The sequence below is a fragment of the Phycicoccus jejuensis genome (assembly GCF_000720925.1).
In the GTDB taxonomy this organism is placed as follows: domain Bacteria; phylum Actinomycetota; class Actinomycetes; order Actinomycetales; family Dermatophilaceae; genus Phycicoccus; species Phycicoccus jejuensis.
In genome coordinates, this window is the sequence record NZ_JOEE01000001.1 from 389572 (window position 1) to 411005 (window position 21434).

A 21434-nucleotide genomic window follows, 5' to 3' on the forward strand; every position below is an offset into this window, starting at 1 on the left:
CCGACGGCTAGGGTCGTCCGGGTGAGCACCGCCCTCTACCGCCGCTACCGGCCCGAGACGTTCGTCGACGTCATCGGGCAGGAGCACGTGACCGAGCCCCTCATGCAGGCGCTGCGGACGGGGCGGGTCGGGCACGCGTACCTGTTCTCCGGCCCACGCGGCTGCGGCAAGACGACGAGCGCGCGCATCCTCGCCCGCTGCCTCAACTGCGAGCAGGGGCCGACCCCCGAGCCGTGCGGGACGTGCGACTCGTGCGTGGCGCTCGCGCGCGGCGGGCCCGGCACCGTCGACGTCATCGAGATCGACGCCGCGAGCCACGGCGGTGTCGACGACGCCCGCGACCTGCGCGAGCGGGCCTCGTACGGCCCGGCGCAGAGCCGCTTCAAGATCTACATCATCGACGAGGCGCACATGGTGACGCCGCAGGGCTTCAACGCCCTGCTCAAGATCGTCGAGGAGCCGCCGGAGCACGTGAAGTTCGTCTTCGCGACGACCGAGCCCGAGAAGGTCATCGGCACGATCCGCTCCCGCACCCACCACTACCCGTTCCGGCTCGTGCCGCCGGCCCGGCTGCAGTCCTACATGGAGGAGCTCTGCGCGCGCGAGGGTGTTGCCGTCGCGCCCGGCGTCCTGTCGTTCGTCGTCCGCGCGGGCGGCGGCTCGGTCCGCGACTCGCTCTCGGTCCTCGACCAGCTGATGGCCGGCTCCGGCGACGCCGGGCTGACCTACGAGTCGGCCGCGGCGCTGCTCGGGTTCACCGACGGCGAGCTGCTCGACGCCACCGTCGAGGCCTTCGCGGCCGGCGACGCGGCGGCGGTCTTCCGGGCCATCGACCGGGTCGTCGAGACCGGCCTGGACCCGCGCCGCTTCGTCGAGGACCTCCTCGAGCGGCTGCGCGACCTCATCGTCGTCGAGGCGATGCGCGAGGGCGCCGCCCAGGTGCTGCGGCACGTCCCCGAGGACCAGCTCGAGCGGATGCGCCGGCAGGCGGCCGCCTTCGGTGCGGGGTCCCTCTCACGGGCCGCCGACGTCGCCAACGCCGGCCTCACCGAGATGACGGGCGCGACGGCGCCGCGCCTGCAGCTCGAGCTGCTCGCGGCCCGCATCCTCCTGCCCGGCGCCGCGGGGGAGTCGGGCTACGCGGCACGCATCGACCGCCTCGAGCGCCGCCTCGACGTCGGGGGCGTCCCGACGGCCGCGGCGGCGCCCGCTGCCCCCACCCCGGTCGCGCAGGCCCCGGCGCCCGCCCCGGCACCGGTCGGTGAGGCGCCGGCCTCCCCGTCGCCGGCCCCGGCCGCGCCGTCGTCCGTCCCCGCGGAGCCGGAGGCCGCCCCCGAGCGCCCGGCCCCGCCGCCGGCCGCCGAGCGCGAGGCCCCCACGCCCCGGCCGACCCAGCAGCAGCCGCCCACCCCGTCGGCGCAGCCGCCGGCGGACCGGCCGGCACCGCCGCAGCAGGCGTCCGCCCCGCCGCCCCAGCAGGCCCCCGCCCCGCCGCAGACGCCGCCCGCCCCGCCGCCGCAGCAGGCCCCTGCCGCCTCCGTGGCCGAGCGCCGCGGCCCCGGCGGCCTCGACACCGACGCGATCCGCCGCTCGTGGCCCGACGTCCTCGACTGGCTGAGCCGGCACAAGCGCGTCACGTGGACCTTCGTCTCGCAGAACGCCCAGGTCGTCGAGTACGACGGCGTGCGCGTCATGCTCGCCATCTCGACGAGTGGGCTCGCCGAGACCTTCCGTCGCGGGGCGCACGCCGAGTACGTGCGCCAGGCGCTCATCGACGTCCTCGGCGTCGACGCCAAGGTCGAGGGCCGTCCCGGCGACGTCCAGGTGGCCCCCGTCCCCGAGCCCGCCGACGTCCCGCCGCCGCCGGACCCGGGCCCGGAGCCCTCGCACCCCTCCGCGACCTCGCACCAGGACGGCCCGGCGCCGTCCACGCCGGCGCGCGACCGCGGCCCGTCCCCGGCCGAGATGGGGGTGGCCTCCGGCCCCGGTCCCCGGTCCGAGGCGCCGAGCTGGTCCGACGCCCCGCCGCCGCCGGAGTCCGCGCCCTCGTGGGCCAGCCCGCTCGAGCAGGCCCGGGCCACGGTGGCGGCCGAGTCCGAGCAGGAGGTCGTCGCGCAGCAGCACGTCGTCGACGACACCGCCATCAGCGACGACGACGAGTCGATCGACGACCTCTCCGACGTCGGCGTGCCCGTCGTCGAGCGCATCCTCGGCGGCACGGTCATCCAGGAGCACGACCGGTGAGCCGGGTCGCCTACCGAGCCGGTCACCTCGTCGTCGCACCGACGGCCAAGTTGGTGTGGCGCCCGACGGTCACCGGCACCCACCACGTGCCGCGCACCGGCGGCGTCGTCCTCGCGTCGAACCACCTGTCGTTCATCGACTCCTTCGCCATCCCGATCGTCGCCCCGCGGCCGGTCAGCTTCCTCGCGAAGTCCGACTACTTCACCGGGCCCGGCCTCGGCGGCGCCGTGCGGCGCGGCTTCTTCGAGGCCATCGAGGCGATCCCCGTCGACCGGCACTCCTCGCGCGCGGCGCAGGAGTCGCTCGACGCCGCGCTCGAGGTGCTGCGCGCCGGGCGGGCCTTCGGCATCTACCCCGAGGGCACGCGCTCGCGCGACGGCCGGCTCTACAGGGGCCGCACCGGGGTCGCCTGGTTGGCGCTGACGGCCGGCGTGCCGGTCGTCCCCGTCGGCCTCGTCGGCACCGACGAGGTCCAGCCGGTCGGCAGCAGCTTCCCCCGGCGGGCGAAGGTCCGCGTCTCGTTCGGCCCGCCCATCGACCCCGAGCCGTACGCCGACCTTCCGGCCGGCAAGGCGCGCCGCCTGATGACCGACGCGGTGATGGACGCCATCGCCGGCCTCACGGGCCAGGAGCGCGCCGACACCCACAACGAGCTCCCGCCCGAGAGCACCGGCGCCGCCGTCGGCATCTGAGCCCCGGCCCGCACCGGTCGAACGGGTCCGGCGCATACTGGGGGGAGGTATCCGTCGACGAGAGGAGCCGGCCCGTGCCGAGCACCCAGCAGTTCCGCGCCACCGGCCTGACCTGCGGCCACTGCGCCCACGCCGTCACCGAGGAGCTCACGGCCCTCGACGGTGTCGACGACGTGGCGGTCGAGGTCGTGAGCGGGGGCGAGTCGGTCGTCACCGTCACCGGCCGCGAGCTGACCCGTGCCGAGGTCGCCGCCGCGCTCGACGAGGCCGGCGACTACGCGCTCGTCTCGGCCTGACCCGCGCCGCGCCGCACCCGCGCGCCCCGAGCCGCCCCCCGGGCCGCTGAGGCCGTAGGCTCGTCGGCGTGTACGAAGGCGCGGTCCAGGACCTCATCGACGAGCTCGGCAGGCTGCCGGGCGTCGGCCCCAAGAGCGCCCAGCGCATCGCCTTCCACCTCCTGCAGGCCGACCCCGCCGACGTCGAGCGGCTCGCGCACGCCCTGTCCGAGGTCAAGGCCCGGGTGCGCTTCTGCGCGGTCTGCTTCAACGTCGCCGAGGGCGAGCGCTGCCGGATCTGCGCCGACCCGCGCCGCGACGACAGCTCGATCTGTGTCGTCGAGGAGCCCAAGGACGTCGTCGCCATCGAGCGCACCCGCGAGTTCCGCGGCCGCTACCACGTGCTCGGCGGCGCGATCAGCCCGATCGACGGCATCGGCCCGGAGGACCTGCGCGTCCGTGAGCTCCTCGCGCGGCTCGGCGACGGCGTGGTGACCGAGGTCATCATCGCCACCGACCCCAACCTCGAGGGCGAGGCGACGGCCAGCTACCTCTCGCGGATGCTCCGCGACATCGGCGTCCAGCGCGTCACCCGGCTCGCGTCCGGCCTGCCGGTCGGTGGCGACCTCGAGTACGCCGACGAGGTGACGCTCGGCCGCGCGTTCGAGGGACGGAGGCTGCTCGATGTCTGAGGCTCCCGGGGTGATGGGCGGCGACTGGGGCCAGCTGGCCGCCGAGACCGCCGTCGACGCGCGCACCTACCTGGTCACCATCCGCGAGGTGGCGGCCGGGGAGGCCCCCGGCGCCGCGCTGCCGATGCTGCTGCTCGCCCTCTCCCAGGTCCTCGTGGCCGGGGCCCGCCTCGGCGCCGTCGAGGACGTCGTGCCGCAGGAGCGCTTCGAGCCCGACCCCGGCCCGGACCCCGAGCTCGACCCGCTGCGCGAGAACCTGCGCAACCTCTTCGACGGCCTCGACGAGTACGCCGACGTCGTGGACCCCCTGACCACGCCCGAGCTCGGTGTCGGCACCGTGAGCAACGACCTCGTCGACGTCGCCGCCGCGCTGGCCCACGGGCTCGAGCACCACGACGCCGGCCGCCCCCTCGAGGCCCTCTGGTGGTGGCAGTTCAGCTACCTGTCGCTCTGGGGCGAGCGCGCCGCGTCCTCGCTGCGGGTCGTCCACGGCCTGCTCGCGCACGTCCGCCTCGACGCCGACGCGGACGCCGTCGCCGAGGCGGAGTTCGACGCGCTGCACCCCTGAGGGCGGGGGGCGGCGGGGGGCCGTCCGGCCGGTGCGGTCAGGCGCGCGCGTCGGTCGCGGGCTCGGCCTGGTCCACGACGGTGCGGGCCTCCGTGGCGGCCAGCGTGAGGTCGACCTCGAGGACGGCCGCCGCCCGGGCCCGGGTGCCCGCGTCGGCGATCCCCCGGACGCGCAGCATCGCCTGACGGACGGTCTCCTTCGTCGAGAGGAGCTGCTGCGCGAGCTCCGACGGCAGGTCCGGCGCGTGGTACGGCGGGGGCTGCGTGCCCTCGGTGGAGGTCGACCGGGTCTGGCCGAGGTCGAACGCCGACATGGCGGCGGCGGACTCGGCCGCGCCGGCATCCGGCGGGACGACGACGAGGACGACGCGGCGGTAGTCGTCCAGGCTGAGGTCGACGCTGTCCGGGAAGCGCCCGCTGGTGAACCAGCCCAGCTTGATGAGGTGGGAGGCGGCGTGCACCTTGCGCGGTTGGTCGGTCCACGTCCCGAGGGTGTACGCGAACCGGGCGATCCCGGCACCGGTGGCGTCACGGACGGCGCGGTCCAGCGGCGGCAGCTCGTCCTCGAGCCGCAGCGAGCGCGGCCACCACGCCCCCTCGATGACCAGCTGTCCGGGGGAGAGGCGCAGCGACAGGCGGACCGAGTCGGTCTCGGTGAGGGGCAGGGACATGAGGGGTCCGTTCGGCGGCGAACACCGCTGGTGGGTCGTCCACAGAGCAGGTGGGCCACGAGTTGGCCCGCACGGGTCGGTCCCTGTCACCCCCACCGTACCCCTGTGGAGGATCCGGAGGGCGGCGCGCTCAGTCGCTCTCGTCCTCGGGCAGCTCACCGGAGTCGACGGCCTCCTTGATGACGTCCCCGGCGTCCCAGTCGTTGACGTGCATCGCCGCGACGACGTCGCCGTCGCGCAGCCAGAAGGCGCGGAACTCGCGGTCCTCGAGGCTGCCGTGGACGACCACCTCGTCGTCCTCGCTCGCGCTGCCGACGTACTCCATCCCGAGGTCGTACTGGTCGGTGAAGAAGTACGGCATCTCCTCGTACTCCTCGTCACCGCCCGCGAGGTTGTGCGCGGCGACCTTGGCCTGCTTGATCGCGGTGTCCCAGTGCTCGACCCGAATGCGCCGCCCGAGGCGCGGGTGGGCGTGGTTGGCGATGTCGCCGACGGCGAGCACCGACGGCACCGACGTGCGCAGGCGGGAGTCGACGAGCACGCCGTTGTCGACGTCGAGGCCGCCCGAGTGGGCGAGGTCGACGCGCGGCTTGACGCCGATGCCGGCGACGACGAGGTCGGCACCCTCGAGGTGCTCGGCGGTCACCTCGGTGCCGAGGCGCAGCTGCACACCGTGCTCGCGGTGCAGGTCGGCGAACACCTGGGCGACCGTCGGGCCGAGGACGTGGACGAGCGGCAGGTCCTCGGTCTCGTAGAGGGTGACCTCGGCGCCGGCCTGGCGGGCGGCGGCCGCGGCCTCGAGCCCGATCCACCCGCCGCCCACGACGACGACCTTGCGGCCCTTCGCGAAGGCCTCGCGCAGCCGGTCGGAGTCGTCCTTGGTGCGCAGGTAGGCCACGGGGACGCCGGCGTCCTCGGCGACGTCGAGCACGCGGGGCTCGGCGCCGGTCGCGAGGAGCAGCCGCTCGTAGGTGACGTCGCCGGCGGACGTCGTGACGACGTGGGCGTCGGTGTCGAGGCCGGTGGCCGTCACCCCGAGCCGCAGGTCGACGTCGTGCTCGGCGTACCACTCGCGGGGGTGGACGAGGGCCTTCTCGAAGGGGTTCTCGCCGAGGAGGTAGCTCTTCGAGAGCGGCGGCCGCTCGTACGGCGGGTGCTCCTCGCTGCCCAGCAGCACGATCGGGCCGGTGTGGCCCTGCTCCCTCAGCTCGGTGGCGGCGGTCGCTCCGGCGAGCCCTGCTCCGACGATGACGATCGACATGGCTCGACGCTAGCGCCGCACCCCGGCCGACGTGGGCCTTCGCGTCACCGGGATGTTCCCCGCGTCCGGGTCCCGGCGCAGACGGGCACCTCCCCCGTGCAGCAATCGACGAATGTGTCACTTCCTGTACGCCCGCAGGTGATGGAATGTGCAGCAATCGACGAATGTGTCACTTTCCGTACGCAGCCGAGGGTCGGGGCGTGCAGCAGTCGACACATCCGTCGGTTCGTGCACGGCGGCGGGCATCCGGATCGTGGGCGTGCGGTCCGGTCCGTGGACACCTCGTTAGAGTGGTGCCGACCCTCCAGCGCCACGACCCGGGAGAACCACCGTGCCCATCGTCGTCCAGAAGTACGGCGGCTCCTCGCTCGCCGACGCCGAGAGCATCAAGCGCGTCGCCCAGCGCATCTCGGAGACGAAGAAGGCGGGCAACGACGTCGTCGTCGCCGTCTCGGCGATGGGGGACACGACCGACGAGCTCCTCGACCTCGCCCAGGACGTCAGCCCGCTGCCGCCCCCGCGCGAGCTCGACATGCTCATGACGGCCGGCGAGCGCATCTCGATGGCGCTCGTCGCGATGGCCATCACCGACCTCGGCCACAGCGCGCGCAGCTTCACCGGCAGCCAGGCCGGCGTCATCACCGACAGCGTCCACGGCAAGGCGAAGATCATCGACGTGACGCCGGGCCGCATCACCGAGGCCCTCGGCAAGGGGCACGTCGTCATCGTCGCCGGGTTCCAGGGCGTCAGCCAGGACACCAAGGAGATCACCACGCTCGGACGCGGGGGCACCGACACGACCGCCGTCGCGCTGGCCGCTGCCCTCTCCGCGGACGTCTGCGAGATCTACACCGACGTCGACGGCGTCTTCACCGCCGACCCGCGCATCGTCCCGGCCGCCCGCAAGCTCGACCGCATCACGAACGAGGAGATGCTGGAGCTCGCGGCGAGCGGCTCGAAGGTCCTCCACCTCCGCAGCGTCGAGTACGCGCGCCGCTTCGACATCCCGATCCACGTCCGGTCCTCGTTCTCGCAGAAGACCGGCACCGTCGTCTCCGACCAGCCCGCCCCCGAAGGAGTCCCCGTGGAAGCCCCGATCATCGCCGGCGTCGCCCACGACCGCAGCGAGGCCAAGGTCACCGTCGTCGGCGTCCCCGACCGCACGGGCATGGCCGCCAAGATCTTCGAGGCGGTCGCCGCCGCCGAGATCAACATCGACATGATCGTCCAGAACGTCTCCGCCGTGGAGACCGGCCTGACCGACATCTCCTTCACGCTGCCGAAGACCGACGGCAAGACGGCGGTCCAGGCCCTCCAGCGCATCCAGCCCGAGGTCGGCTTCAGCCAGATCCAGTACGACGACCAGATCGGCAAGCTGAGCCTCGTCGGCGCCGGGATGCGCTCCAACCCCGGCGTCAGCGCCACGTTCTTCAACGCGCTCGCGGTCGCCGGCGTCAACATCGAGATGATCTCCACCTCCGAGATCCGCATCTCCGTCGTCACCCGCGACGAGCTCCTCGACGACGCCGTCCGCGCCGTCCACACCGCGTTCGGGCTGGACTCCAGCGAGGGCGAAGCCGTCGTCTACGGGGGCACCGGCCGCTGACGTGACCGCCACGACCACGCACCGCACCGACCGGCGCCCCACGCTCGGGGTCGTCGGCGGCACCGGGGCCGTGGGTCGGGTCGTCCTCCAGGTCCTGCCGATGCACCGGCACGTCTGGGGCGAGCTGCGGGTCGCCGCCGGCGCCGAGGACGTCGGGACGACGCTGCGGGTCGGCGACGAGGAGCTGACCGTCGAGGCGGTGGCGCCGGAGTTCTTCGACGGCCTCGACGTCGCGATCTTCGACATCCCGCCGGGCATCGCCCGCGAGTGGGTCGAGCTCGCGGCCGCCAAGGGGGTCGTGTGCATCGACAACAGCACGGTCTTCCGCACCGAGCCCGACGTGCCGCTCGTCGTCCCCGAGGTCAACCCTCGGCGGGTCGCCGACCGGCCGCGCGGGATCATCGCCAACCCCGGCGCCACGGTGATGACGATGATCGACGTCCTCGCCGTGCTGCACAGCGGCTGGGAGCTGACCGAGCTCGTCGTCACGACCTTCCAGGCCGCCTCCGGGCTCGGCCGTGCCGGGATGGCCCGGCTGCGTGACGAGCTCGAGGTCGTCGTCGCCGACCGCGAGCTCGGCACCCGGCCGGGCGACGTGCGCCGGCTCGTCGAGCACGAGCTCGGCGAGGACTCGCCGTTCCCGGCGCCGTTGGCGCTCAACGTCGTCCCCTTCGTCGGGCACCACCTCGGGGCGGGCTGGACCTCCGAGGAGGTCAAGGTCCGCGACGAGACCCGCAAGATCCTCGACCTCCCGGGTCTGCCGGTCTCGGCCACGTGCGTGCGCGTCCCGGTCGTCTCGTCGCACTCGGTCTCGCTGCACGCCTCGTTCGGCCGCAAGGTCGACGTCGAGGCCGCGCGCCAGGCGCTCGTCGAGGCCCCGGCCGTCGTCGTCCTCGACGACCCGGACGAGCCGGAGTTCCCCACGCCCAACGACGTGGTCGGCGCCGACCCGCGCTTCGTCGGCCGCATCCGGCAGGACCCCGGGGCGCCGACGACCCTCGACCTGTTCATCTGCGGCGACAACCTGCGCAAGGGCGCCGCGCTCAACATGGTGCAGACGGCCGAGCTCGTCGCCGCCGCGCTCTGACGCGGGCGTGGCCGCGACCGCGTCCCGCGCCCCGGCGCCGACGTCCGTCCGCGACGGGCTCGTCGTCGTGCTCGCGGTCGCCAGCGGCGCCACGGACGCCGTCGGCTTCCTCGCCCTCGGCAGCGCGTTCACGAGCGTCATGACCGGCAACATGGTGCTCTTCGGGATGGGCCTGGCCCACGGCGACGGCGCCGCCCTCGCGCTGACCGCCGTCGCCATCGCGTCGTTCGTCGCCGGCGCCGCGCTCGGGGCCCGGGTCGCGGGCACCCCGCGGCCGGGCGACCCGGTGTGGCCGGGGCGTGTCCGCGTCGCCCTCGCGGTCGAGCTCGCCCTGTTCGCGGTGTTCGCGCTCGCGTGGTGGGCGCTCGGCTCGGCCCCGCCGGAGGGCGCCTTCCTCCCGCTGCTCGCGCTCAACGCCGTGGCGCTCGGCCTCCAGAGCAGCGCGATCCAGCGCTTCGGGGTGCCGGGGCTCTCGACGACCTACCTCACGGGCACGCTGACGAGCGTCGTCGGCCGCCTCGTCTCCGGCCACGGGCTGCGGGCCGTCGGGCACTCGCTGACCATCCTCGCCGGGCTCGTCGGCGGAGCGGCGCTCGGTGCGGCGCTCGTGCGGTGGGCGCCGGTCGCGGTGCCGCTGGCGCAGCTCCTGCCGGTCGGCCTCGTCCTGCTCGCCAGCGGCCGGGTCCGCGGCTGACCGCTCCGCCCACGCAGGAGCTCCCGCGGCGCCGCGGAGGTGCCGGGAGGCGTGGGCGGTGCTGCGCGCCGACCCGGCCGTCCGTCCCCGATGGTGACCGCCGCCACACGATCACCCCCGGTGTTGCCAGAATGGCCGGTGCCGCACCGTCAGCCATCGAAGGAGCCCGCACCATGACCGTCCGCACCGTCGCCATGCTCACCGCCGGTGGCCTGGCCCCGTGCCTCTCGTCGGCCGTCGGCGGCCTCATCGAGCGGTACACCGAGGTCGCGCCCGACGTGCGGATCATCGCCTACACGGGCGGCTACACCGGCCTGCTCAAGGGCGAGTACGTCGAGGTCACGCCCGAGGTCCGCGAGAAGGCCCACCTCCTGCACCGCTTCGGCGGTAGCCCGATCGGCAACAGCCGCGTCAAGCTGACCAACGTCGCCGACTGCGTGCGCCGCGGCCTCGTCCAGGAGGGCCAGGACCCGCTGCACGTCGCGGCCGAACGCCTGACCGCCGACGGCGTCGACGTCCTGCACACGATCGGCGGCGACGACACCAACACGACCGCCGCCGACCTCGCCGCCTACCTCCACGAGAACGGCTACGAGCTGACCGTCGTCGGCCTCCCCAAGACGATCGACAACGACGTCGTCCCGATCCGCCAGTCCCTCGGCGCGTGGACCGCGGCCGAGCAGGGAAGCCGGTTCGCGCAGAACATCATCGCCGAGCACAGCTCGAACCCGCGGATGCTCATCGTCCACGAGGTGATGGGCCGGCACTGCGGCTGGCTGACCGCCGCCACGGCCGCCGAGTACCACCGCTGGGTCGGCGAGCAGGAGTTCGTGCCGGCGATCGGCAACGACCCGCGCGCCTGGGACGTCCACGCCGTCTTCGTGCCCGAGCGGCACATCGACATCGAGGCCGAGGGCGCCCGCCTGCGCGCCGTCATGGACGAGGTCGGCTGCGTCAACGTCTTCCTCTCCGAGGGTGCCGGCGTCGAGGAGGTCGTCGCGCAGCTCGAGGCGAGCGGCCAGGAGGTCCCGCGCGACCCGTTCGGCCACGTCCAGCTCGACAAGGTCAACCCCGGCGCGTGGTTCGCGAAGCAGTTCGCCGAGGTCCTGGGCGCCGAGAAGACGATGGTCCAGAAGTCCGGCTACTTCTCCCGCTCCGCGCCCGCCAACGAGCGCGACCTCGCGCTCATCAAGGAGTGCACGGACCTCGCGGTCGACGCGGCGCTGCGCGGCGAGGCCGGCGTCATCGGCCACGACGAGGAGCGCGGCGACGAGCTGCGTCCGGTCGAGTTCCCCCGGATCCGCGGCGGCAAGGCCTTCGACCCGACCGTGCCGTGGTTCACCGAGCTGCTGGGGTCCATCGGCCAGGCGTGAGCCGGCCACGACGATGAGGGAGACGACGGGGTTCGTCGACGGCTGGTGGGTGGCCGTCGTGATCTACGCCGCCCTCCTCCTCGGCCAGCGGCTCTACCGCGCGCGGCGCTGGGTGCCGCCGGAGTGGCCGGACGCGGACTACGGCTGGAAGGTGACGCACCTGTTCTGGGTGCCCTTCCACGTCCTCGACGTCGTCTTCGGCGTGCCGTTGCTGTTCGCGGTCTTCATCGCCTTCTTCGCCATCTGACGCCGGCGCCCGCGCGGGACGCCGGTCGCACGGGTGGGCCCACGGACAGCGGTCCGTGGGCCCACCAGGCGTCACCCGGGCGCATGCGCTCGCCCCTGTGGTGTGCGTGCACCGTCCCCTGCGACGGTCACGCGCACACTCTGTCGCACGCCCGGGGCGCTGTCGGTAGCGTCGGCCCCCCGCTCCCGGGTGGTGCTGACACCACCCCCGGGCGCCGGGACCGGTCGAGGGCTCAGTGCGGCAGCGAGCGGGGCGGGAACACCCCGACGACGGACGTGCCGACCTCCGGCACCGAGTGCACCTCGAGCACCCCGCCGGCGGACTGGATCCGGTCGCGCATCCCCGTGATGCCGCTGGCGCCCGCGCGCGCCGCTGCGTCGAAGCCGCACCCGTCGTCGGACACCGAGAAGCGCAGGCCGTGCTCGTCGTCGACGCTCACCGAGATGAGCGAGCCGCCGGAGTGCCGGTCGGCGTTCTGCATCGCCTCGAGGCAGCAGAAGTAGACGGCGGCCTCGACCTCCGGGGCGGGCCGGCCCCCGCGCAGCTCGACCTCGACGACGCAGGGGAGGGTCGTGCGGCGCGCCGCGGCCGGGAGGGCACCGGCGAGGCCGCGCTCCGCGAGCAGCGGCGGGTAGATGCCGTGGGCGAGGTCGCGCAGCTCGCGGATGGCCTCCGCGAGCTGCTCCTGGACGGCGGCGACGAGGGCGCGGGCCTGCTCCGGGTCCCGGTCGACGGCGCGGCCGAGACGGCCGAGGTCGACCGCGAGCGTGGTGAGGCGCTGCTGCGCGCCGTCGTGCAGGTCGCGCTCGATCTCGCGGCGGGCCTCGATGGACGCGCCGGCGAGGCGGGCCCGGGAGTCCTCGAGCTCGTCGCGGCTGCGGGCCAGCCGGAGCACGGCGTCCCGGATGCCGAGGACGAGCACGGCCGCGACGACGACGGTGAAGAACCCGACGAGCAGCGGCGTCATCGGCAGGTCCGGGTGGTCGGCCGTCCATGCCGCACGCCGCCACTCGCCGAGCGCGACGAGCGCCCCGGTGAGCCCGATCGTCGCGGTGAGGAGGGCGGTCCGCAGGCGCAGGCCCAGCGCGTCGGTGAGGATGAGCGAGGGGACGTGGAGCACGAGCAGGGCCACCGGCGTCGTGAAGGGCGTGGCCCAGGCGAGCGAGAAGGCGACGAACCACGTCGCGACGAGCGCCGTCGCGGCGGCGCCCCGGAGGTGCTCCCGCCGGGCCAGCACCAGGGCCACGCCGTAGGAGAACCCCGCGAGGACGAGCGCGACGATGTTCTGCCGCAACGAGGCCGACGTCCCGATGGCCTGGTCCAGGACGACGAGGAAGACGACGGAGAGCCAGATGGCCCCGAGGTTAAGGACGAGGTAGGCCCGCACCCGGGCCTCGGTCGAGCCGTCGGGGCCCGGTCCGCGCACCCACCCGGGCAGCCGCACCCGTCGCACGGTCAGCGCCTCACCGGCCGTGGGTCCATCCCGGCCGCGCCACTCTCGGCGAGGTAGAGGAGCACCGCCGAGACCCGCCGGTGGAGGGCCTCGCCCTCGGGCAGGTCGAGCTTGCTGAAGATCGAGTTGATGTGCTTCTCGACGGCCCGCGAGGTGACGTGCAGCCGGGCCGCGATCGCCGAGTTCGACGCCCCCGTCGCGATGAGCCCGAGCACCTCCCGCTCGCGGGCGGTCAGCCGTGCGACCGGGCCCTCGAAGCGCATCCGGTGCTGCATGAGCGCGTCGACGACGTGCGGGTCGATGGCGCTCTCGCCGCGACGCACCGCGGAGAGCGCCGCCACGAGCTGGTCGACGTCCGACACCCGCTCCTTGAGGAGGTAGCCGCGCCCCCGGCTGCCGCCGGCGACGAGCGACAGCGCACCGTCGGCGTCGGCGTGCTGCGAGAGGACGACGACACCGAGGCCCGGTGCCGTGGCGCGGAACGTGGCGGCCGCCCGGATGCCCTCGTCCGTGTGGGTCGGCGGCATCCGGATGTCGGTGAGCACCGCGTCGGGGCGCTCGCGGGCGACCGCGGCGAGCAGCTCGTCGAGGTCGCCGGTCTCGACGACGGACGCGACGTCGTCGTGCTCGGTGAGCAGCGCCGCCAGCCCCCGACGCAGCAGCGCGTTGTCCTCGGCGAGCACCACCCGCAACCCGGCCATGAGGGCATCGTAGGGGCGCCGACCTGCGCCGATCGCCGGGTCCGTGACGCGGACCACCACCCGCCCCTCCCGCGGAGGGCCGCGGTCCGACAGGATGGGCCCGATGCTCTCCGACGTCTTCCTCCTGCCGCAGGAGCGTGGCAACCCGCACACCCGGGTCGATGCGCGCCACCCCGACGACGTCGCCTGGAGCACCGGCAACCACGTGCGGCCGATCGTCCACGGCGCCGCGTACTTCGCCGAGCTCCACGAGCGGATCACGGCGCTCGGCCCCGGCGACCTGCTCCTCTTCGCCGACTGGCGCGGCGACCCCGACGAGCGGCTGACCGACGACCCCGGCTCGACCCTCAGCGCCACCCTGAGCGCCGCGGCCCGCCGCGGGGTGACCGTCCGGGGCCTGCTGTGGCGCTCGCACTGGCGGCGGTTCGGCTTCCACTCCGAGAAGTCGCGGCTGCTCGGCATCGAGGTCAACGAGGCGGGTGGCCAGTGCCTGCGCGACATGCGCGTCGCGCCCGGCGGCTCGCACCACCAGAAGGTCGTCGTGCTGCGGCACGCCGACGACCCCACGCGCGACATCGCCTACGTCGGCGGCATCGACCTCTGCCACAGCCGTCGCGACACCGTGGACCACGACGGCGACCCCCAGCCGATCGCGATGCCGCAGGTGTTCGGGCCGCGCCCGGCCTGGCACGACGTCCACGCCGCGCTCACCGGCCCCGCCGTGCACGACGTCGAGACGACGTTCCGCGAGCGGTGGGAGGACTCGACGCCGCTGACGAGCAACCCGGGACGCTTCGCCTCGAGCCGGCTGCAGGGTGAGGACCTCGACCCCCGCCCGCTGCCCGCGCAGGCCCCACCCCCGCCGCCCGTCGAGGGTGGCCACGAGGCCGTCCAGGTGCTGCGGACCTACCCCGAGCTCATCGCGAAGGGCTTCGACTTCGCCCCCGAGGGGGAGCGGAGCATCGCCCGGGGCAACTCGAAGGCCGTCCGCTCCGCCCGGCGCCTGGTCTACCTCGAGGACCAGTACCTCTGGTCGGAGGAGGTGGGCCGGCACTTCGGCGGGGCGCTGCGCGAGCAGCCCGACCTCCACCTCGTGGCGGTCATCCCGATCGTCCCGGACATGGACGGCGGCCTGTCGCTCGCCGCCCAGCTGTACGGCCGACGGCTGGCGATGGACCTGCTCCTCGACGCGGCGCCGGACCGGGTCGCGCTCTTCGGCCTGACGAGCCCGACCGGCTACCCCGTCTACGTGCACTCCAAGGTGTGCATCGTCGACGACGTGTGGGCCAGCGTCGGGTCCGACAACTTCAACCGGCGCTCGTGGACCAACGACTCCGAGCTCTCGCTGGCCATCCAGGACGACCGGACCCGCGGTGACGACGGCGCGCCCCGCGACGCGTTCGCCCGGCGGCTGCGGCGCGAGCTCGTCGGTGAGCACGTCGGCCTGGCCGCCGACGAGGTCCCGGACGACCCGATGGAGGTCTGGGAGCTGATGGGCCGCACGGCCGACGCCCTCGACGCCTGGTACGGCGACGGCGGTCCGTCCCGGGGCCGGGTGCACGTCCCGCGGCCCAAGGCGCCGCTCAAGGGCACCGCGGTCCGCTGGCGCCGGCGGGGCCGGCCCGCGCTGGGGGCCGCGGGTGTACCCCGCCCGCCGGGGCGGCTGCGGCGCATCGGCCCGCCCGAGCTGGGCCGGTGGCAGGAGCTCGTCGCGCCCCGCCTCTACGACCTCTTCGACCCCAACGGGACCCTCGGGCTGACGAACGGCCTCGAGCAGGACTGAGCCGCCGCGGGCTCGGCGGTGCGGTGCCGGCCCCTCCGGACCACACCCGGACCGCGATGACCCCGCACGTGCGGGCTTGTCGTTGCCTGTTCGACTCCCGGACCGCGATGACCCCGCACGTGCGGGGTTGTCGCTGCTGGATGGTCACGTCGACCGCGGTCACCCCGCACGTGCGGGGTGGGCGCACGGCTCGGACCCGGCGACGGAGGGCCGGGCTGACCTGCGAATCCGCCGGCCCCGGGGTCTTCCCATCACCCGGGTCGCGGGGTTACGGTCCTCGTGGTTCGGCGCGGCAGGGGCGCCACGGCCACTCGTCCGACCCTGCCGTCCGCCGTGCGCGGGAGGGAGTCGGGGATGGCGCAGGACGTGCGTTCCGGGGCGGGTCTCGACGTGCTGCTGCTCGCGCCCGCGCTCCTCCTCGCCGCCGTCGCCCGCGAGGTCGCACCACCGGCCCGTGGCGAGGTCCGCGACGACCTCGCGACCGTCGTGGTCCTCCTGCTGTGCATCGCGGCGTGGGTCCTCGCGCGCCGCCTCGACCTGCCGCGCTGGGCGGCCGCCGCGGGTGTCGTCCTCGTGCCGCTCTGCCCGCCCGTCCAGGACGCGGCCGCGACCGGTGACCTGACCGGCCTCACGGCGTGCGTGCTCCTCGTCACCGGGCTCGCGGCCGTCGCCGCCGGGGCGGTGTCCACGCCGGGTCTCGTCACCGGGGTCGTCGCGCTCGCCGGTGCGGTCGCCCTCGACCCCGCCCTCCTCGGCGACGGCAATGGCGGGGTCGTGCTCAAGCCGGTCTCCGACGCGATGGGGGCGAGCACCGCCCCGGTCGACGGCGTGCAGACCGGCTTCGGCGGCGTGGCGAGCCGGCCCGGCGACGCGGCCGTGCGCGGCGGGCTGACCGTCGGCGCCCTGAGCACGAGCATCGTCCTCCTGCTGACGGTCGTCGGGCGGCGCCGTCGTCCGCGCCCGGGGCCGGTCTGGTGACCCCGGCGGCGACCCGCCTGCTGACCGCCGGCGCGGCCGTGGCCGCCGCGGGCGGTCTCGCGGTGGCGGCGGTCGCCGCGACCCGTGACGAGCCCGCCGGCCTCGCCGGCCCGGTCGTCGCGGGCTCCGTCCCGGCCGTGAGCCCCTCCCCGACCGCGCGGGCCACGGTCGCCGGGCCCGGGGGGCTCGCCCAGCTCGCCCCGGAGGCCTGGCCGACCCCCGACGTCCCTGACTCGGTCGCCGTCACGCGCCGCGGCCCGAACGACGCCTCGCTCCCGGCCCGGGCGACCGGTGGGTCGGCGGCGCCGGGCGACCGCCCCGCGCGGGTGCGCATCCCGGCCATCGGGGTCGACTCGCGCCTCGTCGACCTCGGCATCGCCCCCGACGGGACGATGGAGGTGCCGCGCGACCCGGCGGTCTACGGCCCGCAGCCGGGCCCGGTCCTGCGCCTGGTGACGTGCAGCGGCGAGATCGACCCGGTGACCGGCCACTACACCGACAACACCGTCGTCTTCGCCTCCTGAGCGCGCCGGGTCGCGCGGCGATTCGGCCCGGCCCGGCCGATGGGGGATCATGGGTGGCCGAGCCAGACGCCCCCTGCCGCGAAGGACCCCACGCGTGCCTCCTGCCGCTCCCGCCACCGACTTCCGCCCCGTCGTCCTCGGTGGCGACATCACCGCCTACACGCTCGTGCGCACCTTCCACGAGGCGTACGGCGTGCGCCCGCTCGTCGTCAACATGAGCGAGGGCGGCCCGGTCGCCCTCTCGACGCTGTGCGACCACGTCCTCGTGCCGGGCTTCGAGGAGGCCGACACCTTCGTGCGCGAGCTCGAGCGGGTCGGGCGCGAGCACGGGGGGGAGGGCCGCCCGCCGCTGCTGCTCGTGGCGGCCGGCGACTGGTACGTGCGGATGATCATCGAGCACAAGGACCGGCTCTCGGCCTGGTTCACGATCCCGTACATCGACCTGGACCTGCTCGACCGGATCGTGCGCAAGGACGTCTTCTACAGGATCCTCGACGAGGTCGGTGTGCCGCACCCGGCGACCATCGTCGTCGACTGCTCGGGCGAGCACGGGGAGGAGCGCGACCTGCCGTGGGAGTTCCCGGTCGTCGCCAAGCCCGCCGACAGCGCGCTGTACCACTACGCGAGCTTCGAGGGGAAGAAGAAGGTCTACGTCTGCGACACCCCCGAGGAGCTCGCCGACACCCTGCGGCGGGTGCGGGCCAGCAGCTACGACGGCAACTTCCTCCTCCAGGACTTCGTCCCGGGTGACGACACGAACATGCGGGTGCTCACCTGCTACTCCGACCGCGACGGGAAGGTCGTCTTCGGGTCGGTCGGGCACGTCCTCCTCGAGGAGCACCACCCGCTGGCCATCGGCAACCCCTGCGTCATCATCACGACCGAGATCGACGAGGTCGTCGAGCAGGCCAAGCGCTTCCTCGAGCACATCGGCTACGTCGGGTTCAGCAACTTCGACCTCAAGTACGACCGGCGCGACGGCACGTACAAGTTCTTCGAGATCAACGTCCGCCTCGGCCGCTCGAACTTCTACGTGACGGCCGGCGGCCACAACGTCTCGGAGTGGTACGTCCGCGACTGGGTGCGCCACGAGCCGATGGAGGGGCTGACGATCGCCCGCGGCGAGCACCTCTTCGCGTTCGTCCCGAAGTACGTCGTCAAGCACTACGTCCTCGACGAGGCGCTGCGCGACAAGGCGATCGGGCTGATGAAGAGCGGTCGGGCGAGCGACCCCAACGTCTACGCCCCCGACCTCACGCTCAAGCGGCGCGCGTACAACGCGGCCTACCACCTCAACCAGGTCCGCAAGTTCCGCGCTCACTTCACGGACCGCCGATGACCGGCGCCGACGTCCCGGTGCCGGGGCAGCCGGGCGGCGTGCTCGGCGGCCTCGGACCCGCCGCCACCGTCCACTTCCTGCGCCGCGTCGTCGAGCTGACCGACGCGCGCCGCGACCAGGACCACGTCGACCTCCTCGTCTGGCAGCACGGCTCGATCCCGGACCGCACCGGCTTCCTCCGAGGCGAGAACGAGAGCCCCGAGCCCGCGCTCGTCGCCGACGTGCGGGCCCTCGAACGTGCCGGCGCGACGTTCGTCGCCATCCCCTGCAACACCGCGCTCGTCTGGGTGGACCAGATGCGCGCCGCCGTCGACATCGAGGTCCTCGACACCGTCGACGAGACCGTGGCCGCCGCCCGCGCGGCCGTCCCGGGCCTGCGCCGCCTCGGCGTGCTCGCGACCGACGGCACCCTCGCGGCCGGCACCTACGCCCGCTCCGCCGAGCGCGCCGGTGTCGAGCTCGTCCTGCCGGACCCCGACGAGCAGCGCGAGACGATGAGCGTCATCTACGACGGCGTCAAGGCGGGGAACCCGGTGTCGCGCAGCCGCTTCGACGCGCTCGTCGAGCACCTGCGGGCCAAGGGGGCCGAGGCCGTCGCGCTCGGCTGCACCGAGCTGTCGGTGCTGCGGGGCGACCTCGGGGTCGAGGACCCGCTCGTCGTCGACTCCATCGACGCCGTGGCCGTCGCCACCATCCGCCGGGCCGGCGGGCGCCTGCGCGCCTGAGCACTCCTGCTCGGGCGGGCACCCGCCGGGCGTGGCACGGTGGACGGGTGCTGCGCTCCCTCCGCCCGTACCTCGTCGTGCTCGGCGTGCTCTGGCTCCTGCCGGCGGCGACCGTCGCGGTGCTGCACCTCTCGCTGCCCGACCACAACGCCGGCGGCCAGTGCGAGGGACTCGGGTGGGGCTGCACCCTCCCGCCGGCCGACGCCGTCGTCCTCCTCGGGATGATGGCCGCCCCGTTCCTCCTCCCGGCGGGGCTGCTCGGCTGCGGCGTCGTCGCGCTCGTCCGCGCCCGCCGGCAACGGACGTCCGCCGCGCCGGGGACGTCTCGTCGTGCCGGGGTCACCTCGTCCTGACGGCGCGTCAGGACGCCTCGGCGAGGCGAGGTCGGGGCGGCGAGGGGAGGTCGTCAGCAGTCCGCGTCGAGCATCCCGGTGAGGGCCGTCTTCTCGCGGCTGTCGACCTCGAGGTCGTACTGGTACTTGACCTCGATCCACGACCGGGCGTACTCGCAGCGCCAGCCGCTCGCCGGGGGCTGCCACTCGCCCGGGTCCTGGTCGGACTTGCTCCGGTTGCTCGAGGCCGAGACCGCGACGAGCTGCGGGACGGCCAGGTCGTTGGCGAACGCCTTGCGCTCGGCGTCGGTCCAGAGGTTGGCACCGGAGCCCCAGGCCTCGGCGAGCGGGACGACGTGGTCGATGTCGAGCGACGAGGAGTCGGTGAAGGTCGTGTCGTCGTAGACGCTGCGCCAGGTGCCCGAGGTCGCGTGGCACGAGGAGTCCGTCGTCACGCCCGACCCGTCGCGCTTCAGCACCGTCTCGCGGGTGTCGCACGTGCCGCTGATGGTGACCCAGTGGGTGAACGCGCTGCGGTCGTAGCCGACGTTGTCCTCGTAGCCGACGTGCAGCCCGGCCAGCTGGTCGCGGGCGTCGGCGACGCTCGGGGGCGCCGGCGGGAGCGCCTGCGCGGCGCTCGCGGCGGCGGGCGCACCGAGCGTGGCGAGCAGGAGGGCGGCCGCCGCCCGGCGCAGCCCGCGGGGGAGGCGACGGCGGGGACGACGGGCGGACGGGGCGGCGGTGGGGGTGCTCACGGGGGGACAGCCTGCTCGGCGGGGGTCAGCCCCGGCCCAAGCGTGCGTGAGCGTGCGGTACGGGTCCGGTCAGGGGTCTGCCGGGTCGGTCAGCGCCGGGTCAGGACGCCGGGTAGGGCCGCTCCCGCAGGACGCGGGCGAGGTGCGCGGCGTTGGCGGCGGCGGTCCGCGTGGCCGAGGCCGTCTGCTCGGGCGTCTCGTCGAGGTCCCGGTAGTCGGTGCCGGTCATCGCCTCACCGTTCCAGAAGGTGCAGCCGTTGGCGGGGATCGTGAAGCCGACGTCGTTCATCCCCTGGTAGGCGACGGCGCAGATGTGGTGCGCGCCGTCCTCGTTGCCGACGACCACGACGAGGCCGACCTTGCCGTACGTGAGCAGGCGGCCCTCGTCGTCGGACTCGCCGAGCTCGGCGTCGAGGCGCTCGAGGACGCGCTGGGCGACGCTCGAGTGCTGGCCCATCCACGTCGGGGTGGCGAGCACGACGATGTCGGCGGCGAGCACCTGGCGGCGGATGGCCGGCCAGGCGTCCCCGTCGCCCATGTCGGCCTCGACGCCGGGCTTGACGTCGTGGTCGACGACGCGGACGGTCGAGCCGGTCACGCCGTGCTCGGCGAGCGCCTCGAGGAGCTGGCCCGAGAGCAGCTCGGTGCTCGAGGGCGCGGGGGAGGGCGAGAGGGTGCAGCTGAGGACGAGGGCGGTGAGGTCGGCCACGGTTCTCCGATCGGGGTGGGGTGCGGTCCCCGCGGTGCTACCCGGCCTCGGCGGTGCGCAACCCCGGTGGCCGTGGGTCGACGCCCGCGAGCGACTCGGGGCGCACGAGGACCGGGAGCACGAGCCGCCAGAAGTCCTCGACCCGCTCCATCAGGTCGGCCCGGCCGGTCAGGGCCTCGCTCGTCAGCTGCATGCCGGTGACGACGGAGGTGACGACGTAGGCGAACCGCTCGGGGTCGGTGCCCGGCACGAGGGACCCGGCCGCCTCGGCCTCGCGCAGCAGGTCGGCGACCGCCTTGATCCAGCCGAGGTAGCCGGCGCGGATGACTTCGTCCGCGGCGACGCGGTCCAGCGTCATCCGGACGCTCGCGCGCATCAGCGGGTCGGTGAGCAGCGCCTCGACGAAGGAGTACGCGAGGTCGACGACGGCCTGGACCGGGGCGTCGGCGTCCGGGCCGTGCTGCGTGCGCCACTCGCCCTGCTCGGCGATGACGGCCTCGGCGAGGGCCTCCTTCGAGGCGAAGTGGAAGTACAGCGCGCCCTTGGTGATGCCCGCCTCGCGGACGATCTCGGCGACCGTCGCGGCCCCGTAGCCACGCCGCTCGATGACGGCCGCCGCGGCGCGCAGGATGCTGCTGCGCGTGGCGACGGCCCGCTGCTGCCGGGGCACGTGGCTCCTCGTGGTCGTCGGCCGGGTCGGTCGCGGACGAGGCTACGCGTGCCGTC

At 74.6% G+C, this 21434-nt stretch carries 23 protein-coding genes; 16 read left to right on the forward strand and 7 right to left on the reverse strand.

All coding sequences use genetic code 11. The features are described from left to right. The first annotated feature begins 21 nt into the window (after positions 1 to 21). The 5 genes from IG69_RS0101845 (at position 22) to IG69_RS0101865 (ending at position 4471) form a co-directional block, all read left to right on the forward strand. The gene (locus IG69_RS0101845) at positions 22 to 2244 is read left to right on the forward strand and encodes a DNA polymerase III subunit gamma and tau (RefSeq protein ID WP_030526484.1); all 2223 of its coding nucleotides are present in this window, start codon (positions 22 to 24) and stop codon (positions 2242 to 2244) included. Further along, positions 2241 to 2936: a lysophospholipid acyltransferase family protein gene (locus tag IG69_RS0101850; RefSeq protein WP_030526485.1), complete on the forward strand. Its 696-nt coding sequence runs from the start codon at positions 2241 to 2243 to the stop codon at positions 2934 to 2936. The genes IG69_RS0101845 and IG69_RS0101850 overlap by 4 nt, the downstream gene beginning before the upstream one ends. A 74-nt stretch (positions 2937 to 3010) precedes the next feature. Then, entirely contained in the window at positions 3011 to 3232 is a 222-nt protein-coding gene (locus IG69_RS0101855) for a heavy-metal-associated domain-containing protein (RefSeq protein WP_030526486.1), read from the forward strand. A gap of 68 nt (positions 3233 to 3300) precedes the next feature. Further along, positions 3301 to 3903 carry a recombination mediator RecR gene (gene recR, locus IG69_RS0101860; RefSeq protein WP_030526487.1) on the forward strand — a complete coding sequence of 201 codons (603 nt, stop codon included), beginning with the start codon at positions 3301 to 3303 and terminating at the stop codon, positions 3901 to 3903. Then, complete coding sequence (locus IG69_RS0101865; protein ID WP_030526488.1) at positions 3896 to 4471, forward strand: DUF5063 domain-containing protein; 576 nt, start codon at positions 3896 to 3898, stop codon at positions 4469 to 4471. Before recR ends, IG69_RS0101865 begins: the two co-directional genes overlap by 8 nt. A gap of 37 nt (positions 4472 to 4508) precedes the next feature. Here the strand turns inward: IG69_RS0101865 and IG69_RS20755 are convergent, their stop codons facing one another. Together IG69_RS20755 and IG69_RS0101875 are read right to left on the reverse strand one after the other, a co-directional pair. Then, complete coding sequence (locus IG69_RS20755) at positions 4509 to 5141, reverse strand: DUF5994 family protein (RefSeq protein ID WP_051750030.1); 633 nt, start codon at positions 5139 to 5141, stop codon at positions 4509 to 4511. Positions 5142 to 5271: 130 nt separating this feature from the next. After that, positions 5272 to 6402, reverse strand: coding sequence for an NAD(P)/FAD-dependent oxidoreductase (locus IG69_RS0101875; protein ID WP_030526490.1), 1131 nt, complete (start codon positions 6400 to 6402; stop codon positions 5272 to 5274). Positions 6403 to 6733: 331 nt separating this feature from the next. On the opposite strand from IG69_RS0101875, the gene IG69_RS0101880 reads away from it, so the two are divergent. The 5 genes from IG69_RS0101880 (at position 6734) to IG69_RS0101900 (ending at position 11409) form a co-directional block, all read left to right on the forward strand. Continuing rightward, positions 6734 to 8008 carry an aspartate kinase gene (locus IG69_RS0101880; RefSeq protein WP_030526491.1) on the forward strand — a complete coding sequence of 425 codons (1275 nt, stop codon included), beginning with the start codon at positions 6734 to 6736 and terminating at the stop codon, positions 8006 to 8008. A gap of 1 nt (position 8009) precedes the next feature. Then, entirely contained in the window at positions 8010 to 9095 is a 1086-nt protein-coding gene (locus IG69_RS0101885) for an aspartate-semialdehyde dehydrogenase (RefSeq protein WP_030526492.1), read from the forward strand. Between the two features lie 7 nt (positions 9096 to 9102). After that, a complete protein-coding gene (locus tag IG69_RS0101890; RefSeq protein WP_051750032.1) occupies positions 9103 to 9789 on the forward strand; it encodes a YoaK family protein in 687 nt (228 codons plus the stop codon). Positions 9790 to 9962: 173 nt separating this feature from the next. Continuing rightward, a complete protein-coding gene (locus tag IG69_RS0101895; protein ID WP_030526494.1) occupies positions 9963 to 11162 on the forward strand; it encodes a pyrophosphate--fructose-6-phosphate 1-phosphotransferase in 1200 nt (399 codons plus the stop codon). Positions 11163 to 11175: 13 nt separating this feature from the next. Then, positions 11176 to 11409, forward strand: a complete 234-nt coding sequence (locus IG69_RS0101900) for a hypothetical protein (RefSeq protein ID WP_030526495.1) — start codon at positions 11176 to 11178, stop codon at positions 11407 to 11409. Between the two features lie 232 nt (positions 11410 to 11641). Here the strand turns inward: IG69_RS0101900 and IG69_RS20760 are convergent, their stop codons facing one another. Together IG69_RS20760 and IG69_RS0101910 are read right to left on the reverse strand one after the other, a co-directional pair. After that, positions 11642 to 12862, reverse strand: a complete 1221-nt coding sequence (locus IG69_RS20760) for a sensor histidine kinase (protein WP_051750035.1) — start codon at positions 12860 to 12862, stop codon at positions 11642 to 11644. 2 nt (positions 12863 to 12864) lie between these two features. After that, positions 12865 to 13563 carry a response regulator transcription factor gene (locus IG69_RS0101910; protein ID WP_036828665.1) on the reverse strand — a complete coding sequence of 233 codons (699 nt, stop codon included), beginning with the start codon at positions 13561 to 13563 and terminating at the stop codon, positions 12865 to 12867. Positions 13564 to 13666: 103 nt separating this feature from the next. Between IG69_RS0101910 and IG69_RS0101915 the strand changes: the two genes are divergently transcribed. The 6 genes from IG69_RS0101915 (at position 13667) to IG69_RS0101940 (ending at position 19265) form a co-directional block, all read left to right on the forward strand. Then, entirely contained in the window at positions 13667 to 15346 is a 1680-nt protein-coding gene (locus IG69_RS0101915) for a phospholipase D family protein (protein WP_157577269.1), read from the forward strand. A 354-nt stretch (positions 15347 to 15700) separates the two neighbouring features. Further along, positions 15701 to 16324 (forward strand): hypothetical protein, encoded by a 624-nt coding sequence (locus IG69_RS20765; RefSeq protein WP_051750038.1) that lies wholly within the window; start codon positions 15701 to 15703, stop codon positions 16322 to 16324. Continuing rightward, positions 16321 to 16848 (forward strand): class F sortase, encoded by a 528-nt coding sequence (locus IG69_RS20770; RefSeq protein WP_030526499.1) that lies wholly within the window; start codon positions 16321 to 16323, stop codon positions 16846 to 16848. The genes IG69_RS20765 and IG69_RS20770 overlap by 4 nt, the downstream gene beginning before the upstream one ends. Before the next feature lie 94 nt (positions 16849 to 16942). Further along, a complete protein-coding gene (locus IG69_RS0101930) occupies positions 16943 to 18187 on the forward strand; it encodes a carboxylate--amine ligase (protein ID WP_030526500.1) in 1245 nt (414 codons plus the stop codon). Beyond that, a complete protein-coding gene (cuyB, locus tag IG69_RS0101935) occupies positions 18184 to 18912 on the forward strand; it encodes a cysteate racemase (RefSeq protein ID WP_030526501.1) in 729 nt (242 codons plus the stop codon). The genes IG69_RS0101930 and cuyB overlap by 4 nt, the downstream gene beginning before the upstream one ends. Positions 18913 to 18959: 47 nt before the next feature. Beyond that, entirely contained in the window at positions 18960 to 19265 is a 306-nt protein-coding gene (locus IG69_RS0101940; RefSeq protein ID WP_030526502.1) for a hypothetical protein, read from the forward strand. A 53-nt stretch (positions 19266 to 19318) separates the two neighbouring features. Here IG69_RS0101940 and IG69_RS0101945 read toward each other — a convergent pair whose 3' ends face one another. The 3 genes from IG69_RS0101945 to IG69_RS0101955 form a co-directional block, all read right to left on the reverse strand. Then, positions 19319 to 19999 carry an HNH endonuclease family protein gene (locus tag IG69_RS0101945; protein WP_245616054.1) on the reverse strand — a complete coding sequence of 227 codons (681 nt, stop codon included), beginning with the start codon at positions 19997 to 19999 and terminating at the stop codon, positions 19319 to 19321. A 100-nt stretch (positions 20000 to 20099) separates the two neighbouring features. Further along, positions 20100 to 20708 carry a flavodoxin family protein gene (locus tag IG69_RS0101950; RefSeq protein ID WP_030526504.1) on the reverse strand — a complete coding sequence of 203 codons (609 nt, stop codon included), beginning with the start codon at positions 20706 to 20708 and terminating at the stop codon, positions 20100 to 20102. 37 nt (positions 20709 to 20745) lie between these two features. After that, positions 20746 to 21378: a ScbR family autoregulator-binding transcription factor gene (locus IG69_RS0101955; RefSeq protein WP_030526505.1), complete on the reverse strand. Its 633-nt coding sequence runs from the start codon at positions 21376 to 21378 to the stop codon at positions 20746 to 20748. Between the last annotated feature and the right edge of the window lie 56 nt (positions 21379 to 21434).